The organism is Gemmiger formicilis, assembly GCF_016900095.1.
Lineage (GTDB): Bacteria > Bacillota > Clostridia > Oscillospirales > Ruminococcaceae > Gemmiger > Gemmiger formicilis_A.
In genome coordinates, this window is sequence record NZ_JACJJP010000005.1 from 75,104 (window position 1) to 92,854 (window position 17,751).

The 17,751-nt window shown below is 61.8% G+C and carries 13 protein-coding genes and 1 pseudogene; 2 read left to right on the forward strand and 12 right to left on the reverse strand.

What is annotated here, in order from left to right:
• Positions 1-580: 580 nt before the first annotated feature.
• Positions 581-3,463 carry an insulinase family protein gene (locus H6B15_RS03945; protein ID WP_204646350.1) on the forward strand — a complete coding sequence of 961 codons (2,883 nt, stop codon included), beginning with the start codon at positions 581-583 and terminating at the stop codon, positions 3,461-3,463.
• A gap of 21 nt (positions 3,464-3,484) precedes the next feature.
• Positions 3,485-4,762, forward strand: coding sequence for a serine dehydratase subunit alpha family protein (locus tag H6B15_RS03950; RefSeq protein ID WP_204646351.1), 1,278 nt, complete (start codon positions 3,485-3,487; stop codon positions 4,760-4,762).
• Between the two features lie 104 nt (positions 4,763-4,866).
• On the opposite strand, the gene H6B15_RS03955 is transcribed toward H6B15_RS03950, so the two are convergent.
• From H6B15_RS03955 to H6B15_RS04005, 12 genes and pseudogenes are all read right to left on the reverse strand, one after another.
• Complete coding sequence (locus H6B15_RS03955) at positions 4,867-5,562, reverse strand: LytR/AlgR family response regulator transcription factor (protein WP_204646352.1); 696 nt, start codon at positions 5,560-5,562, stop codon at positions 4,867-4,869.
• Positions 5,563-5,635: 73 nt separating this feature from the next.
• Positions 5,636-6,127, reverse strand: a complete 492-nt coding sequence (locus H6B15_RS03960; RefSeq protein ID WP_204646353.1) for a hypothetical protein — start codon at positions 6,125-6,127, stop codon at positions 5,636-5,638.
• Positions 6,124-7,878 carry an ABC transporter ATP-binding protein gene (locus tag H6B15_RS03965; RefSeq protein WP_204646355.1) on the reverse strand — a complete coding sequence of 585 codons (1,755 nt, stop codon included), beginning with the start codon at positions 7,876-7,878 and terminating at the stop codon, positions 6,124-6,126. Before H6B15_RS03965 ends, H6B15_RS03960 begins: the two co-directional genes overlap by 4 nt.
• Positions 7,875-9,617 (reverse strand): ABC transporter ATP-binding protein, encoded by a 1,743-nt coding sequence (locus H6B15_RS03970; RefSeq protein WP_204646356.1) that lies wholly within the window; start codon positions 9,615-9,617, stop codon positions 7,875-7,877. Before H6B15_RS03970 ends, H6B15_RS03965 begins: the two co-directional genes overlap by 4 nt.
• Positions 9,618-9,968: 351 nt before the next feature.
• Positions 9,969-10,283, reverse strand: a complete 315-nt coding sequence (locus H6B15_RS03975; protein ID WP_204646357.1) for a thioredoxin family protein — start codon at positions 10,281-10,283, stop codon at positions 9,969-9,971.
• 34 nt (positions 10,284-10,317) lie between these two features.
• Positions 10,318-11,262: a hypothetical protein gene (locus H6B15_RS03980; RefSeq protein WP_204646358.1), complete on the reverse strand. Its 945-nt coding sequence runs from the start codon at positions 11,260-11,262 to the stop codon at positions 10,318-10,320.
• Positions 11,263-11,271: 9 nt separating this feature from the next.
• Positions 11,272-12,147: a YitT family protein gene (locus tag H6B15_RS03985; protein WP_204646359.1), complete on the reverse strand. Its 876-nt coding sequence runs from the start codon at positions 12,145-12,147 to the stop codon at positions 11,272-11,274.
• On the reverse strand, positions 12,144-13,001 hold the full coding sequence (locus H6B15_RS03990) for an NAD(P)/FAD-dependent oxidoreductase (protein ID WP_204646360.1): 858 nt from the start codon (positions 12,999-13,001) through the stop codon (positions 12,144-12,146). The genes H6B15_RS03985 and H6B15_RS03990 overlap by 4 nt, the downstream gene beginning before the upstream one ends.
• Positions 13,002-13,823: 822 nt before the next feature.
• Positions 13,824-14,996 (reverse strand): tyrosine-type recombinase/integrase, encoded by a 1,173-nt coding sequence (locus H6B15_RS03995; RefSeq protein WP_204646361.1) that lies wholly within the window; start codon positions 14,994-14,996, stop codon positions 13,824-13,826.
• Positions 14,997-15,221: 225 nt separating this feature from the next.
• The gene (locus tag H6B15_RS04000; protein WP_243424263.1) at positions 15,222-15,944 is read right to left on the reverse strand and encodes a site-specific integrase; all 723 of its coding nucleotides are present in this window, start codon (positions 15,942-15,944) and stop codon (positions 15,222-15,224) included.
• A 22-nt stretch (positions 15,945-15,966) separates the two neighbouring features.
• A pseudogene (locus H6B15_RS15845) lies at positions 15,967-16,437 on the reverse strand (hypothetical protein); the annotation flags it as partial.
• 6 nt (positions 16,438-16,443) lie between these two features.
• Entirely contained in the window at positions 16,444-17,448 is a 1,005-nt protein-coding gene (locus tag H6B15_RS04005) for an AAA family ATPase (RefSeq protein WP_345941927.1), read from the reverse strand.
• Positions 17,449-17,751: the final 303 nt, after the last annotated feature.

Genomic DNA, 17,751 nt, shown 5'->3' on the forward strand with positions numbered 1-17,751 from the left:
AGGAAGGCGTTATAATTGTTCTTGATATTCGTCTGTTTTTGGGAAAAGACGGCTATATCCATCACCAACCCTAGAGGGTGTACCTGAAAAATCCTCAGCACTGTTCAATTCTACTAAAAAGTAACGTCTGCTGCGTTACTCAACCTTGAAATACCCCAAGTATTTCTGCGGTTTCGTGCCTTGCATCCGCCACTTTTTAGCGAATTTTCCAGCACTTTTGCTTTATCAGATACACCCCTAACGCGCTTTGGCAAAACAACTGTCCTTCTATTCACCAGAATCAACAACATCTGTGTTTCCTATATGCTTCTTTGACTTGGCTTGTGTGCAGAGGGAAGTAGGGTCCCACCGGGCCAGCAGAGAAAGTCCACGTTGCGCCGTACAACCGTCACCGCGCAGGCTCCATGAATCCATACAAAATAGAGCCTGAAGCGGACAGAATCGACAAATCAAATTGACAAAACCGCCGGTACTTTTTACAGTATATTACAGTATAAGTAACCGACAATTCAACCGACAATTCGCGCCTGCCGTCCCGGAACGGCCGCTATCCCAATCGCAGAAAGCGAGGAAACCATCCATGAACACGCCCCTTCACGGTTTTACCGAAATCCGGCAGGCCCCGCTGCCCGAACTCGACGCCACCCTGCACGAGATGGAACACGCGCAGACCGGCGCGCGGCTGGTCTGGCTGGAGCGGGACGAGGCGAACATGACCTTCGGCATCGCCTTCCCCACCCTGCCGGGCGACGACACCGGCGTCTTTCATATTCTCGAGCACTCGGTGCTCTGCGGGTCGGACCGCTACCCGGTCAAGGAGCCCTTCGTCGAGCTGCTCAAGCACTCGATGAACACCTTTTTGAATGCGCTGACCTTCCCGGACAAGACGCTCTACCCCATTTCCAGCCGCAACCCCAAGGACTTTCTGACCCTGATGCGGGTGTATCTTGACGCCGTGTTCCAACCGGCCATCTACCACAACCCCGCCATCTTCCGGCAGGAGGGCTGGCGGTACGAGTTTGACGCCGACGGCCAGCCCCACTACAAGGGCGTCGTGTTCAACGAGATGAAAGGCGCGTTTGCCGATGCGGATGAGCTGGAGACGAACGCCCTCAACCGCGCCCTCTTTCCCGACACGCCCTACCGGTTTGTGTCGGGCGGCGACCCGGCACGCATCCCGGACCTGACCTACGAGCAGTTTTTGGCCGCCCACCGCAAGTTCTACGCGCCCTCCAACGCGCTGATCTTTCTGGACGGCGCCGTGGACCTGGACGCCGTGCTGCAAGTGATGGACGAGGAATACCTGCGCGGCTTTGCCCACAGCGAGCGCACGGTGTTTCCGCCGCTGCAAGCCCCGGTGGACGGCGGCGTGCAGCACATCGAGTACGAGGTGGCCAGCGAGGCCGAGGAGCCCGGCCGCACCCGTCTGGGCTACGGCTTTGTGCTGGGCAGTTACGCCGACCGCGAGACGCTGGTAGCCGCCCAGGTGCTGGCCCAGGTGCTGGCCGGGGACAACGAATCCCCGCTGTGCCGGGCGGTTTTGTCCCGCCAGTTGGCCCGGGACCTGATGCTGCGGGTGTACGACAGCGTGGCCCAGCCCTGGCTGCAAATGGAGATCACCGACCTGCACGCCGAGAACGCGGCCGCCGCCGAGCAGGCGGTTTTTGACGAACTGCGCCGCCTGGCCGAGCAGGGCATCGACCGCGCCAAGCTGGAAGCCGCCCTGGCCCGGCGGGAATTTGAGATGCGGGAGCGGGATTTCGGCCCCTACACGCCGGGCGTGGGCCTGTGTATGCAGACGCTGGAAAGCTGGCTGTACGGCGGCCAGCCGGAAGCGAACCTGCAGGTGGGTGACCTGTTCGACAGCCTGCGCGCCAAGATGTGCGAGGGCTACTTTGAGGACCTGCTGCGGCGCATCTTCTTAGAAAACCCGCACAAGGCCAAGGCGGTGCTGACCCCGAGCCACACCGCCGGCGAGGCCCGCCGCCAGGCCGAGGCCGAGCGCCTCACTCGGGAGGCCGCGGCCTGGACCGAAGCCGACCGCACCGCGCTGCAACAAAAGCAGCAGGAGCTGGACGCCTGGCAGCAAACGCCGGACAGCCCCGAAGCGCTGGCCACGCTGCCCAGCCTGACGCTGGCCGACCTGCCCGCCGCCCCCACCGACCTGCCGCTGGAAACGGCCACATGGGCGGGGATTCCGATGCTGCGGCACCGGGTCAAGACGCGGGGCATCGTCTACGTGACCTTCTACTTGGACGCCGACGGCCTGCGCCCCGAGCAGATGAGCGAACTCGGCTATCTGTGCCAACTGCTGGGCCACCTGCCCACCCGGCACTACACGGCGGAACAGCTCAACGACCGCATCCGGCTGACCTGCGGCGAACTGCGGTTCTACGCCACCGCCTATGCGATCCCCGGCGAGACCGACCGCTGCCATGTCAAGCTCTGCCTGAGCCTGAGCGCGCTGGAGCCCAAGCTGGACGCAGCGCTGGACCTGGCCGCCGAGGTGCTGACCACCACCGACCTGAGCGCCGAGCCCGCCGCCCGGGACATTCTGCGCCAGCTGCGGATGCAGCGGATGCAGAACTGCATCATGGCCGGGCACAATGTGGGCATCGGCCGGCTGACGGCCCAGTTCTCGGCTGCCGGCGCGGCGCAGGAGTATCTGACCGGGTTTGCCGGGTACCAGTGGGTCAAAGCCCGGGAGGATCATTGGGACTGGGCCGCCCTGCGCCCGGCCTTGCAAAGCCTGCTGGACGCCATCGCCTGCCAGGCCCGGCTGACGCTGGCCGTGACCACCGACCATGACCTGGCCGGGCAGGCCGCCGCCCGGCTGGCCGCGGCCCTGCCCGCAGGCGCCGCCGCCCCCGAAGCCACCGCGCTGGCCCCCTGGGGCGCGCGGCGGGAGGGCATCGCCATCCCGGCCGACATCGCTTTTGCCTGCTGCGGCGGCAACGTTCTGGCAGGCGGGCAGCCCTACACCGGCGCCTGGCAGCTGGCATCCAAGCTGCTGGGGCTTGAATACCTGTGGAACGCCGTGCGGGTACAGGGCGGCGCTTACGGCACCGGGCTGGCGGTGCGGGACACCGGCCTGGCGGCCTGCTGGTCCTACCGCGACCCGCGGGGCGTGCAGAGTTTGCAGGCCTATACCCGCTGCGCGGAATTTCTGCGCCAATTCTGCCGGGAGGGCCGCGATTTGACGGGCCTCATCATCGGCGCGGTGTCAGACAGCGAGCCGCTGCTCTCGCCCCAGGCCCAGGGCACCACCGCCGACACCTGGTACTGGCAGGGCGTGGACTACGCCGAGCGGTGCCGCCGCCGTCAAGAACTGCTGTCCGCCACGCCGGACACGCTGCTGGCCCTGGCCGACGCGCTCGAAACGGCGCTGCAAGGCGGCGTCTGCGTGGTGGGCGGCCGGCCCCAGTTGGAAGCCTGCGGGCTGGACAGCATCGAGAGCGTTTGAAACGCCACCGAGGAGGATACCATGGAGGACAAAATTTACAGCGAATACTGTGCCATTCTGGCCGAGGAGCTGCAGCCCGCGATGGGCTGCACCGAGCCCATCGCCGTGGCCTACTGTGCCGCGCTGGCCCGCAAGACGCTGGGCTGCCTGCCGGAGGATGTGCAGGTGTACGCCAGCGCCAACATCATCAAGAACGTCAAGAGCGTTGTCGTGCCCAACACCGGCGGCCAGCGGGGGCTGACAGTCGCCGCCGCCGCGGGCATTGTGGCGGGTGACGCCGATGCCAAATTGCAGGTGCTGGCCGGCATCACGCCGGAACAGGTGGAACAGATCGCCGGTTATGAAAAGCGGGGCATCGTCCACGTCCACCCCTCGGAGAAAGACTACATCTTTGACATTCAGGTGCGGGTGAACGCCGCCGGGCGCACCGCCTTTGCCGAGATCGCCGGCTTCCACACCAACGTCATCCGGCTGGAACAGGACGGCACCGTGCTGCTCGACCGCCCCTACACCGAGGAAGGCCCCAAGCACGCCACCGACCGCAGCCTTTTGACGGTGGAGCGCATCGTCGAGTTTGCGGACGCCGTTAAGATCGCCGACGTGCAGCCGGTCTTGCAGCGGCAGATCGATTGCAACACCGCCATTGCCCGGGAGGGCCTGCAGGGGCAGTGGGGCGCAAACATCGGGCGGATCTTGCTGGAATCCTACGGCGACTCCACCCACAATCGGGCCAAGGCCTGGGCCGCCGCCGGGTCGGATGCCCGGATGAACGGCTGCGAGCTGCCGGTGGTCATCAACTCGGGCAGCGGCAACCAGGGGCTGACCGCCTCGCTGCCAGTGATCATTTACGCCCGGGCGCTGGGCTCGGCGCAGGAGGAACTTTACCGGGCGCTGGTGGTTTCAAACCTGGTGACCATTCACCTGAAAACCGGCATCGGCAGCCTGTCCGCCTACTGCGGGGCCACCGCCGCCGGGTGCGGTGCCGGGGCCGGGGTGTGCTACCTGCACGGCGGCCGGTACAAGGAGATCGCCCACACCATCGTCAACGCGGTAGCCATCGACTCGGGCATGATCTGCGACGGCGCCAAGGCCAGCTGCGCGGCCAAGATCGCCTCGGCGGTGGAGGCGGGGTTGCTTGGCTGGAAGATGCAGCAGCACCACAGTCAGTTCTACGGCGGCGACGGCATTGTGGTCAAGGGCGTTGAGAACACCATCCGCAATGTGGGCACCCTGGCCAGCGAGGGAATGCGGGAGACCGACCGCACGATCATCCGGCTGATGACCAGCGGGATGTGCTGAGAGGCAAGCCAGCCAAAGCCCCGCCGCCGGCGCCAAACCCAAACGAATAGCAATAACAACCGGCCTGCCGGGAGATCGAGAGATGTCCCCGGCAGGCCGGTTGTTCAAAAGTCAATGTTGGCGTATTTTTCTTTCAGCAGGGTGAGCAGTTCGGGGTATTTGTCGCGGCTGAGCAGGATTTCGCCGTCATAGCCGTCAAACTGGATGGCATAGGTTTTGCTGTTGCCATCCGCCCGGATGAAGGAAACCTTGGACAGGTTGACGATAAAGGACTGGTAACACCGGTAAAAGCCGCACCCCTCCAGCATTTGTTCCAACTGGTTCATCGTGTAGCCCAGCGGGTGAATCTCGGTGCCGGACTGGGTGACGATGCGGTTTTTGCGGTTGCTGCGCTCGACAAACAAAATGTCGCTGACCGGCGTGAGTTGGTAACCGCTGCGCGTTTTGATGAGCAGGCTGCGGTTGGCGGCCTCCCGCTTGGTCTGCTGCAAGTCGAACACATAGCGCAGGCGGTTGACCAGCGCCTGCAACGCCAGCGGGTCAAAGGGCAGCAGCAGGTAGCCGGCGCACTGGCTGCGGTAGGCTTCAAACGCCCACTCTGTGGTGTCGGCGTACATCACGACCTGTATGTCCGGCTGGTTTTGGGCGAGAACCGTGGCCAACCAATCCCCCGTGCTGGTGCGGTTGGGCGGGGCCGGCTGGTGGTTGCAAAATACAACATCCACCTTCTGCTTCTGGAGCAGGGTCACAGCCTCCTCCGAAGTGTCCGCCTCGCCTGCCAGTGTAAACACTTGATACATGCGCAGCAGGTTCCACAGTTGCGCCCTGCGTTTTTGATCGCTTTCGACGAGAAGAGCCCGCATTTTCATCTCTTCACCCCGCTTCTGTTTCACTTTGCCCAAAGGCCATAAATGCGTCGGTCAGGGCGTCCACGTCGCCGGTGTAGCCCGTTGTCAGCAGCGCGAACGGGCCGTTGCTGGCCGGGGAGATCAAGCTGCCGCTGTTGAACAGGTCAATGCTGCCCTCGGTCTTGAGGCTTTCGTAGGCGGCGTACTCGGCGCTGTCCTTGTCCAGCGCGTCCAGGTCCCACCAGTAAAACTCGGCCCCGCTCTCCGAGACGGCCAGCGAACACAGCCCGTCGCTGGCCAGCGTGAGGCGCTCCCCGCTGATCAGCCCTTTCTCTTCCAAGCAGGCAAGAAGGTCGTCCATCGTTTCGTCCCAGACCGGGGCGTCCGGGTCCTCATTTTGCCCGGCAGGCACGGCGGCGGCCGGCGGCACGAAATCCGGGGTGGCGGCCACATACGCGAGGGTGCCGCCAAAACAAAGCACCAGCAGGATTGAGAAGATCACCGTAAACCGTTTCATTTCGCCGCCTCCTCCCCGGTCAGGGCAAAGCCCTGCTTTTTCAGATAGTCCCGATAGGTCGGGCTGGCCGCCAGCAATTCGTCGTGGGTGCCAGTGGCTTCCAGTTCGCCGTGGTTCAGCACAACAATGAGGTCGGCATCCATCACTGTGCGCATATCGTGCGCCACCACAATGATGGTATGGCCCTTGAGTTCCTCGCGCACTGTGCGGAAGATCGCCGCGTCGCTGCGGTGGTCAAGGCTGGCCCCGGCTTCGTCCATCAGCAGGTAGGTGGGGCGGATGTACAGGGCCCGCGCAATGGCGATGCGCTGCCGCTGCCCGCCGGACAGCAGCGCGCCCGCCGCGCCCACGTCGGTGTCATAGCCGTTTGGCAACTGGCGGATAAAGCTGTCGGCGTCGGCCAGGCGGGCCGCCTGCTCGACCCGGCGCTGGTCGGCCGGGCCGGTTTCGCCGTAGGCGATGTTGTCGCGGACCGACCCGGAGAAGAGCGGGTTATTTTGCAGGATATACCCGAACTGCCGCCGCAGTTCGCAGGGCTTCGACTCGTCCACCGGCGTGCTGCCCAGCCAGATACGGCCGCTGTCCGGCGCATAGATGCCCTGGAGGAGTTTGAGCAGGGTGGATTTGCCCGAGCCGTTGTTGCCGATGATGGCCGTCACCTTGCCATGGGGGATCGTGAAGGACAAATCGTGCAGCACCGGCTGCTGGGGAATGTAGCCGAACGAGACCCGCTCCAGCCGGATATCCTGCGCCGTTTGTTTGTCCGGCAGCGGATTGCCTGCCTGGGGGTCCTCCTCCGGGCCGTCCAGCAGCACGCCCACATACTGCAAAGCGCCCTGGGTGCCCTTGAGGGTCTGGTAGTGGGTCAGCACCTCCGCCGTATACTGATCCACCCGGCCCTTGTAGGTGGAGAAATCGTTGATGCCGGTCTCGGGCATTTTGCCCTGCCGGATCAAATCCGACCCGCACAACGCGATGACGATGGTGCCGATGGTGTTGTAGAGGGAGTTGGACAGCGTCTGAACCGCCACCATGAAGGCGTAGTAGAGGTCGGCCTTGTACCGCGAATCAATGGCTTTGAGTCCCTCCGTCACTTCCAGGTCCTCCATCGCCTGGGCCTTGACGTGTTTGGCCGCCGAGATATGCTCGGAGAAAAAGGTGGTCATCACATTCAGGCTGTCGTACCGTCGGAGCATCATCTGGTATTGCAGATGGCCCACCAGCGCGAACACCAGCACCGCGATGGGTAGCAACAGGAGCATATACAGCGAGAGCGTGCCGTCAAAGCGGTACATCTCCCAGCAGCAGCGGAAAAAGCTGTACAGGGACACAATGGTGTTGAAGGCCATCTGGACCACCAGGCTGGCCTGGGTGATGTCGTTGACCAGGCCGGAGATCAGGGCGGAGGGCTGGCGGCGCTCCACCTCCCGCATGGGCAGGTGGAGGATCTTGCGCCAGAGCAGTTTGCGCGCCCGCAGTGTGACCAGGGCGCTGCCGTACCCGCCGGTCAGGTTGATGAGCATGCTGAGCAGGGCGTTGAAAACGTTCATCAGCGCATAGCCGATGATGACCCCGTTGTACAGCTCACCCTTGTTGATGCGGATCAGATAGTTGGAGACGGCCAGCACGACCTCGGTGTTGGCAAACCCCAGGAGCAGCGAGAGCAAAAACAGCCACCACGGGATCGGGAAGCGGGTAAAAAAGGACAGGTACGCCCCAAAGGAGAACTTGGCTTTCTGCTTGTTTTTCATGCGGAGGCCCCTCCTTTCAGGTCCATCATTTCACGGCAGAACGCGCTTTGCTGCAAAACCGTCTGGCGATCGCCCGCCGCGGTGACCGTCCCGTGTTCCAGCACCAGGATCCAGTCGGCGTTTTGCAGCGTCTGGGCGTCGTGGGCCACATACACCACCGTCTTACCGGCCATCAGGGTGCGGATGCTCTTCCAGACGCAGTCCTTGCCGGCTATGTCCATGGCGGCGGTCGCCTCGTCCAGCAGCAGGATGTCCGACTTCTGCAAAAGTGCCCGCGCTACCGAGAAGCGCTGCCGCTGCCCGCCAGACAGGCTGGCCCCGGCTTCCCCGACCGGCGTGTCGTAGCCTTCCGGCTGCTCCCGCACAAAATCCAGAATGCCCACGGCCTCACAGACCCGGTCCAGTTCCTGGTCGTCCGGCGTGCGGTCCAAACCATACAGCAGGTTTTGCCGGATGGTGCCGGAATACATCACGCTCTCCTGCGTCACATAGCCCACGGCCTGGCGGAAACTGTGCAGGGAAATACCGGCAATGTCCCGCCCGTCCACGGCGATGGTCCCCTTTGCCAGCGGGTACAGCCGGTCGATCAGGTTCAGCAGCGTTGTCTTGCCGCTGCCGGAAGGGCCCACGATCGCGGTAATTTTTCCGGCAGGGATCTCCGCGTTGAGACCGGTAAACAGCGCTGTGTTCCCGTAGGAGAAGCACACGTCCCGCAGCGAGATGTTCCCCCGGAGCACTTCCGCAGCACAGCCCTCGTCCAACGGCTCCTCCCGCTCGTCCATGATTTGGGACACGCGGTCCACAGACCCCTGCGCCCCCTTGAAGTTGGACCAGGAATTGCAGTAGTTGCTGAGGATGTTTGTGAGCTGGATTGCAAACCCATAGTAGGCGATCCACTGGGTCAGGTCCAGTGCGCCGGTGCTGTAAAAGGCGCGGCCCGCCAGGATGATCGCCACGCTTTGCAGCGCGCTGGCGATGGCGTTGATCGGCAGCGCCAGGCCGCGCACCCACAGGTCGGTCACCTCGGCCTGGTAGGAGGCTTTCATCCGTGCTTCGCCGGCGACCGTTTCTTTTTCCTCGGTGCCCATCGACTTGATCAGCAGCATATTGTTGGCCCGCTCCGCGATGGCCGCGGTCAGCTGTGCGTTGCGCCGGTTGATCAGGTCCGCCACGCCAAAGCGCATCCGCCCCAGCACAAAGGAGATCAGGATGTTGACGGGCAGCACGATCACCAGCGCCCACATCAGCCGCTGGTCATAGCTGGAAACGCGCCCCAGCATCAGCAGGCTGGAGTACGCCGTGGTGAACACCGGCAAAAGCACCTGCATGATCAGGGTGCTGATGCTGGTTACATCGGTGGTGATTCGGCTGAGCAGCTCCTTGGGGTTGTTGGCCTCATAGAATTGCAGCGGCAGATGCACGACCTTTTTCCACACCATCCGCCGCAGGTTCCGGTCGATCCGCGCCAGGCACAGGTTGCTTGTCAGGCTGGAAATGGAGCCGATCACCAGCGATAGCAGCGTAAAAAACAGGTAGGGCAGCACGACGGCGAAAAGGCCCACCTGGCCGGCGAACAGCGCGGCGCTGTATTCGGTCGTGCTGACGCTCACATTGGCAATGAGGGCCGATACCGCCAGATACCCCACGATCCAGAGATAGGGCAGCTGCGCCTTGCCCAGCATGGCAAAAAAGCGCCGAAAACTGCCGTACCGCTTGCGGAACAATGCGTTCTGTTCCATTTGCTTCTCCCTTCCCTTTCCGGCCATACCCCGGAAAGCAAGAGAGACCCGCCGGTTTTGCGGGGAGCGCGGCGCGCCCGGTGGCCGGGGGCGCCGCAGCCGCGCACAAAACTGGCTAGGTCTCCATTGACTTTACTGTCCTGCCTGCGCCCGGTCAAGCGTTCGGGCGGCAGGGGCCGGCGGCGCCAGGTTTGGCTGTGTGAGGGCTGCCGCTTTCATCCTGCACACATCCTTTCCCAGACGACCGGCTTGGTTATTGGCTGTATTTTACCACATTTTTACACGGGAAAACAGCAGCGGTGTCGATTTTGTCCGGCTGCGGGTCTATTCTGCCGCTTTCCGCCGCAGGGCTCAGTCATACATGTACCGGGCGATTACATCCTTGACCTGCTGCGGCTGCATCACGCCCACATGGCTGTGAACCAGCTTGCCGTCCTTGTAAAACTGGACGGTGGGCACCGCCTGGATATGATATTGGGCGGCCAGTTGGGGATTGTCTGTGGTGTTGAGCTTGACGATGTTCAAAAAAGGGATCTCGGTGTCCAGGTCCTCGAGAATGCGGGCAAAAAGCTTACAGGGCACGCAGGTGGTGCCGTAAAAATCGACGATCACAAAACCGTCTTGGACAAGGCTTTCAAAATTTTCGCTGTTGGCCTGTTGGATCATGGGGTTGCCTCCTGTTGTGTTTCATGGGGATGGGTCATTCCGCGCCGGGCAGCGGGTTTTTGTCCCGGTACAGCCGGTCCGCGTGGGCGCGCCAGACCTCCTCGGCATGGGCAGCGTACTGGTTGAATGTATAGGTTTCTTTGGGCATGGCGGCCCGGGCCTCCTCCGCGGTGGTATGCCAGGTGGCGGCGTAGTCCTGCAAGAACGCGGCGTAGCCCGCCTCGGTCACGGCAAAGCCGTCGTTTTGGGCGTAATGCTGCCCCAGCAGGCAGCAGCGCAGGCTGTCAAAGCAGGTGTCCTGGGTCATGGCCACCAGTTCGGCGTAGCTCTTGACCGGGATGTTCCCGGCAAACTGCTCGGGGGTCATCTGTTCCAGCACCATGCCGCTCTGCCGGGCGATGGCCCGGCAGCGGTCCAGCTCCCGCTCCACCGCCTGCTTCCAGTCCGCCTTGCAGAGCACAAACACAGATTCGTCCAGCACCGCCCGCTTGATCCGGGCGGCCAGCGTCCAGGCGGCCTGTGCGGCGGCTTTGTCCCGCTGCTGCGCCAGCAGATAGCGCCGGTACCCGGCCACCGTGCGCACCCCCGGCAGCTTGCACGCGGCGGCCATCTCGTCGGTCAGCGCAGGCACAACCCGCTTTTGCACGGCCAGCACGGTCAGGGTGACCTCCCCCTCCGGCAGGGTCGCCGTGCGGGACTCGCCGGCCTGCATACCGATGGCCAGGGCTTCCAGCGTTGGATTGTACATCCCGCTGCCCGCCACAAAGCGGATGCTGTCTTTTTGAAAGCGCGGCAGCGCGGAGCGCAGCGAGCAGCGGACCATATCGCCGGCAGCCACCGCGCCGCCCGGCTCCCAGGTCACATACGGGTTGCGGAGCCGGTCCAGCTCTTTTTGCAAAGCGGCCTGGTCGGGCACAAACGCCGGGATGTCCAAAGCCACCTCATGGTAGTCCTTGGCGGCAACAAGTTTGGATTGCATATGTTCCTCCTATTTTCCCACCGGCAATGGGATGCGCGCGGCGGTGAACCCCTGACCCTGCACTTCCCGGACGGTGGCGATGGTCAAAAATGCGCCGGGGTCGATGCGGTGGATAGCTGCTTTAACGCCGTAAAGTTTCTTGTTAGGGATGACGCAGAACACCACACTGCCCGCCGTCCGCCGCAGGCCGGTGTCTGCGTGGAGCATTGTCACGCCGGCCTGTGCCTCGCAAAGCAGGGCTTGCCGGATCTCCTCGTAGTGGTCGGAGATCACCAGCAGCTGAAGCTGGGCGGCGCCTGCCACCATGGTCCGGTTCATCACAAAAGTTTCGATGGCCAGGGCCATCACGCTGAACCAGAGGTTGCGCCCGCCAGCCATCCAGAACGCCATGGCCATCACGCCGTAGTCGGCGGCCATTTTGACCCCCGCTACCGGCAGCCGGATTGTCCGGTGCAGGATCATGGCCAGCGAGTCGCTGCCGCCGGTGGAAGCGCCGGCCCGAAGTGTAACCCCCACGCCGGCCCCCACAAAGCAGGCCCCGCACACAAGGGCCGCGAAGCGGTCGGTTTCGAGCAGTGAAAAGGCGGGCAAACGCTGCCACAGCCCCAGAAACACTGGATAGGCCAGCGACCCGGCCGCTGTGTTGATGGCAAACTCCCGCCCGATGCAGGCCCATCCGGCCACCAGCAGGCCCAGGTTCAGCACAAAGACGGACACAGCAGTGTCCAGCCCAAACAGTGTGTGGAGGATCAGCCCTACGCCAGTGGCGCCGCCCACTGCCAGCCCGGCAGGCAGGTAGACCGCCGCTACCCCGTAGGCCAGCAGCGCATTGCCGGCCAGCACGCCCGCCAGCCGCCCCAGGTAGCCCAGCCAGCCGGGTTTCATCGCGGCTCCTCCTGCGGTTGTGCCAAGAAAGCCAGCGCGCTGTGCACCGCCACATTGCCCTCGCCCACTGCCTTGGCGTACTGGTAGGGGCGGCCGGTGCAGTCCCCGGCGGCAAAGCAGCCGGGCAGGTTGGTGCGCTGGGCCCGGTCCACCTGGATATGGCCGTTTTCCATGGCAAGGCCGGATAGGAGCGCCTGCGGGGCCACCGTTTCCCGCAGGCAGAACACACCCTCCACCGGGAGGGTCGCATCCGCCCAGCGCACCCCGGTCACCCGGTCGTCCCCCTCGATGGCCTGGGGCCGGCCTTTGTGGCAGCCCGGTGTATCGGCCAGACCGCCCGCGTAGGTGCAGAACAGTTCCACATGGCCCGCCACGCTTTGCAAAAAGCGGACGTCCTCCTCCAGGCTCTGGCTTTCGCACACCACCGCGATGTTCCGCCCGCGGTACAGCTCGCCGTCGCAGGTGGCGCAGCAGCTGACCCCCTTGCCCAGCAGCCGGTTTTCGCCGGGGATCTGCCCGCGTGCCGCCACGCCGGTGGCCAGGATCAGGCAGCGCCCTTCATAGAAATCCGGCCCGGCGCAGACAGCATAGTGCCCGCCCATCTCGTAGACCGCCGCCACCCGTGCTTGCTGGATTGGGATGCCAAGATCATCCACCTGCCGCAGAAAAGCGTCCCGCAGCTCCCGGCCGGTCACCCGGGGCAGGCCGGGGTAATTCAGGATACGCTCTGCCTTTTCGACCTTGTCACTGAGCCGCCGGCTGCCAAACCAGAGGAACGAAAGCCCCCTGGCCCTGGCGGTCAACGCGGCAGATACCCCGGCCGGGCCGGTGCCCACGATCAGCAAATCCAACATGAACGGCGCCTCCTGTCCATCTTTTATTACGCAGTATACAGGGCCCACCGCCGCCGCTCAAGGGGGATTGTCTATCTCGTCCGAAATCCGGCTTATTTTGCCGGGGTAAGCCAGTACATCCCCGGCATCCAAAAAAAGTTGTTACCTTTGCCAACACGGCCGATGGAGGTGGCGGCAGCGGCACCTTGCCTGTGGCCGCAGTATCAGGCCTTGGCATCCCGGCCGCTGACGGCCTGTACACCAACCTGGGGCTTCTGGTTTCGGACCAGTGTCAGCATTCCAGCAAGCTGGCCGTTTTTCAGGGAACCGACAAACTGCTGTTTAAGGAACTGTTATGCGGGTCTCCCTGTTCAGCCGAGCCTTGAAAGCGTAGAGGGCACCTCCCATGTCGTTCTGCCGAACATGCACGCTGCCCCCATATTGGCAAGGTGCAAAAGATCGGGAATGGAAAAAATACCCGGTATCAATACACGTGATTTTGGTTGAAAAAGAAAATAGCGGTTGCTGACCGATGGGCGCTGTGTTGTGGCCCGCACAGGGAGGGCCGTTGACCACCATTTGACCACTCTTCCTTTGGGATCGTCTCCTTGCGGCAATTTTCACGTTCCAACATCCTTTTCTTTGCGCAGCAACCAGTGCAGGAATTTGTGTACACTGCACAAATCTCTGCGATGGTTCATTGCTATTTGCCAGATGTCACAGTTCTCCGACCCGAAAGGCCGCAGGTTCGAATCCTGTCAGCCGCACCAAAAAAGCACGCGCTTACGTTATGTGGGCGCGTGCTTTTGCTGTTGTATGGAATCGGTCCCGGCGCGGGCCGCCTTACAGCCCCATCACTTCGCCCAACTTTTCCTGGGCTTCCCGCTTCTTTTTGTCAAAGGCATGGGCGTAAATGTCCAGCGTTGTACTGGCCTGGGAATGACCCAGCAGGCTGGCTACCGTTCGCACATCCACGCCTTGGGCAATCAACAGGCTGGCGTTTGTATGCCGCAAGCTGTGTACGTTCAGATTTTCCGGCAGACCATTCTGCCACAAGATTTTCTTGAAACGAAATGTAAAGGTTGTAGGCACCATCGGGTCGCCGTTGGGCTGGCGGAACAGGTAGTCATCTTCCTGTAACACCTCATCGTTCTGTTTGCGTTCCCACGCGCATTGCTGCTTCCACGACTTCAACAGTTTTGCCATCTCCTTGCTGACATACACCACCCGGTCGCCGCTGGCTGTTTTGGGCGGCTTCACGAAGATGGGTTCGCGGCTCAGTTTCACCACGTTGCGCTGGATGTGGATGCTGCAGCGCTTCCAGTTAATATCCGACCACCGCAGCCCGCAGGCTTCGCCCCGGCGCATCCCGGTGGCCAGCACCAGTTTGAAGTAAGTTTCGTATTTAAGACCCTGCCCTTCCAGGGCGGCGATGAGCTTTTGCACCAGTTCTTCGTCGGCTACTGGACGCTCCTTTTTCTCGCCTTGCGGTTTATACATTTTCCAGGCCGGGTTATGGAGTAAGTATCCCTCCTCTACTGCATCGCTCAAGATACTGCACAGGGTGTTGTGGATGCCCTCCACGCTTTTCTCGCTCAATGGCTTGCCGTCAGTCAACTTCGGGGCCTTGCGCATTTCCTCATAAAAATCCCGGATGACCTCCTTGCGTAAATCAGTGAGCTTGTAATGCCCCAGCGCGGGCAAGATGCGCCGCACATCCTGCTGGTCACGGGAGTAGGTCGTTTTCGCCAGTTTTTTCGGCGCCACCTCCGCCAGCCAGTGGTCGATGTACTTGGCCAATGTAATGCTCTTATTCACCGGCTCCGGGGTGTGGTGTACTTCCCGCTCGAACAGCACCGCCTGTTCCTGTAACCACTTCTCGCGCTGCTTTGGTTTTAACTCCACCGGCGGATGCACGGTTTTCTGTGCCGATTTCAGCCGGTTGCCCTCGTAGTCGTACCCACGAGATACAACGATTAAATAACTGTTTTCTCCCCGTTTGCGAATGGATGCCATACTGCCACGTCCTTTCCGTTTTGCTTTGTGTTTTATTTTTTACGTCTAGTCATTGTTTTTGACCTTCCGCACCACAAAGCATACCAACCTCTGTGGCATATAGCTATCACCAAACCCAACAGACTTTGGAGGCAAAACTGCCCCAAGACCCCACCAAAACCAACAACAGGGAAGCCCCGGAGTACGAGGCTTCCCTGTTGCTTTTCGTCTTACGGTCTTATAGGCTTACGGGTTTCCCGCTTCCAGCATTTTTTGTTCCCGCTCCCAGGCAACGGCATCCGCCGGTTGCAACATGGTATCCAGGAGCCCCGCTGCCTGCTCCTTGCAGGTATCCTGTGGGTGGCAGTAGGTGCGCTCCAGGAAGGCAGTGTCCGCATGGCCCAGCAGGTCGGCGGTCACCTGTTTGCTGGTCCCGTTTTCCAGCAGATAGGTGGCGAAGAAGTGCCGCATCGTGTGCAAGTGGTAATCTTTTGGAAAGGCGTTTTTATCGCACAGGCGGCGCAAGTGGCGGCTGAAGGTGTCCGGGTGGATGGGTTTTCCGTTTTTGGCGAAAATCAGGTCATCCGGGCAGACGCCGTTGTTTTCCACAATTTGGTTGAAAAGCAACTCACCCAAGTAATCGTATACCACCTGGGGCAACACCACCACGCGGGTGCGGTGGCTTTTGGTGTCGCTCTCTATCACCCCCTTGCCCACAACCGTGCTGCGGGAATGTTGGATCAACAGCTGGTTCCCGCCGTGCAGGTCCCGCCACCGCAGGGCGCAGAGCTCCCCACGGCGCAGGCCGGTGGACAGTGCCAGCAGATAGTAGACCCGGTAGAGCAGCGGCTCCTGCAAAATACATTGCAGCAGCTTCTGCATTTCCCATGCCTGGGGAATGCACTGGGGGGGTGCGTTCCACCCGCAGCTTGTCCACGCGGCGGGCTGGGTTGTACAGCAGGATGTCATTTTTTACGGCATCCTGCAAAACGGCGGAAATGGTGTCCAAGTATTTATGTACCGTATTTTCGCTCAGTGACTGACCGTTCCGTCCGGGACGCTGGCGCAGTTCCTCGCACAGTTCTTCCAGCACCATAGGCCGGATCTTGCACAGCGGCAGTCCGCCAATGGCAGGGTACACCGCCTCCAGCATCCGGCGGTAGCCCTCCAGTGTACTGACTTTGTAGCGTTTGGCCATTCGTTCCAGCCAGCGGTTGGCGTAGTCCTCGAACCGGGTGTTCTCGCTCTGGTCGATGCCGGTGCGGAACCGTTTTTCCAGGCGCTCGGCCTCCGCCATAACGTATTGTTGGATACCCCGTTTCGCCACCTCTTTAGGAACAGTAATAGTTCGTGCCTGCATCCGCTTTTGACCATTGGGTTTATAGCCATTACAAACTGTAATTTTATACTTACGTTCTCCGCGTTGTTGAATACATGCCATACAAGCACCTCCCTTACACATTGAATCTTATGACGCCAGTGACGGACGTGACGCTGGTGACGGCAGTGACGGGACACCCCCGGTATAGCTGTGTCTGTCACACCCGTCACTGCCGTCACTCGTGTCACAGATGTCACCAACATGGGCCTCATAGCGCAGGCACAGCAGCCGTTTGCTGTTGGTGCGCTTGGTCTCTAACAGGATTCCGCATCGGTCCAGCGCCTCATCGTGGCTTTGCAGATATTTGGAAAGAATCGCCGGACTCCAATAGCTGCCCTGTTTTTCCAGTTGTGCTGCCAGTTCAGTGACGGTTCCCCGGAACTCCCCCGCCGCCAGCAGTTTTTTCAGGGCATTCACAACCAAAGCCAGTTGCAGCTGCTCCTGTGGCACGGCCCGGCTCCACCGGCAATCGGAGAACTCCAGTTCTTCCTCCACATCCTCAATGTCCCGCCCAGTGGCATAAAGGATGGCGGTGCCATCCTGGCGTTTGTTGCGCATCAGGATCAGAGTGCCGTCCGCCGCACCGGCCAACCCATTGGTGCCGGACAGCCGGTTGAACGGGTCGTCGTCCGCCATCTTGCGCAGGTGGTGGATGACCAGCAGGCAGATGCCGTTGCGGTCAGCCAGCGCCTTGAGCGCCCCGGCGTCCTCGTAGTCGCTGCTGTAGGAAAGCCCGCTGCCGTTCACGCACCGCACCTTTTGCAGCATATCCAGCACCACCAGCCGGATGTGCGGATGTTCCGCAAGCTGCGCTTCGATCTGCCGTTCCAGACCCTGGCCGATGGGTGCCGTCCGGTGGCAGAGGTGCAGCCCCTCCGGTGCGGTGTCTGCCAGCCGCAAAGCCCGGCTGTGCAGCCGCTGTGAGCCATCCTCCAGCGCCAGGTAGAGCACCTCGGCCTGCGTGGTTTTCCGCCCCAGAAAAGCCGTTCCGCTGCACACAGCGAGGCACAGCTGCAACGCCATCCAGCTCTTGCCCACTTTGGGTGCCCCCCAGTATGTACAGGCCCGGCGCCAGCAGCCCGTCCACCAGATATTCCACCGGTTCCAGCGGCTGGGCGTACAGTTGCTGCATCGTGTAAGTTTTCAGTTCTTTGGTTTCATTCGTCATCGCATTTTCCTTTCTGCCTTGCAGCCTTACTTGTTATGCTTTTTTCCCAGCCAGGTAACAAGGGGTTTGGGCCCGTCCAAAAGTTTGCGTTTGGACGTCCAAACGCTATGCTAGCAAAACGTACCGGGCTGGAAAAGTGATCTTGCGTATCCCTTTTTCACGGTATATCCAATATTTTCACGGTCATAGGTGAACATCTTCCCGATTTGTACCACCGACATTTCATC

Excerpts from the sequence above, each read along its gene's own strand:
- H6B15_RS03945 (WP_204646350.1), top strand. The coding sequence starts at position 581 with ATGAACACGCCCCTTCACGGTTTTACCGAAATCCGGCAGGCCCCGCTG.
- H6B15_RS03950 (WP_204646351.1), top strand. The coding sequence starts at position 3,485 with ATGGAGGACAAAATTTACAGCGAATACTGTGCCATTCTGGCCGAGGAG.
- H6B15_RS03955 (WP_204646352.1), bottom strand. The coding sequence starts at position 5,562 with ATGTATCAAGTGTTTACACTGGCAGGCGAGGCGGACACTTCGGAGGAG.
- H6B15_RS03960 (WP_204646353.1), bottom strand. The coding sequence starts at position 6,127 with ATGAAACGGTTTACGGTGATCTTCTCAATCCTGCTGGTGCTTTGTTTT.
- H6B15_RS03965 (WP_204646355.1), bottom strand. The coding sequence starts at position 7,878 with ATGAAAAACAAGCAGAAAGCCAAGTTCTCCTTTGGGGCGTACCTGTCC.
- H6B15_RS03970 (WP_204646356.1), bottom strand. The coding sequence starts at position 9,617 with ATGGAACAGAACGCATTGTTCCGCAAGCGGTACGGCAGTTTTCGGCGC.
- H6B15_RS03975 (WP_204646357.1), bottom strand. The coding sequence starts at position 10,283 with ATGATCCAACAGGCCAACAGCGAAAATTTTGAAAGCCTTGTCCAAGAC.
- H6B15_RS03980 (WP_204646358.1), bottom strand. The coding sequence starts at position 11,262 with ATGCAATCCAAACTTGTTGCCGCCAAGGACTACCATGAGGTGGCTTTG.
- H6B15_RS03985 (WP_204646359.1), bottom strand. The coding sequence starts at position 12,147 with ATGAAACCCGGCTGGCTGGGCTACCTGGGGCGGCTGGCGGGCGTGCTG.
- H6B15_RS03990 (WP_204646360.1), bottom strand. The coding sequence starts at position 13,001 with ATGTTGGATTTGCTGATCGTGGGCACCGGCCCGGCCGGGGTATCTGCC.
- H6B15_RS03995 (WP_204646361.1), bottom strand. The coding sequence starts at position 14,996 with ATGGCATCCATTCGCAAACGGGGAGAAAACAGTTATTTAATCGTTGTA.
- H6B15_RS04000 (WP_243424263.1), bottom strand. The coding sequence starts at position 15,944 with ATGACATCCTGCTGTACAACCCAGCCCGCCGCGTGGACAAGCTGCGGG.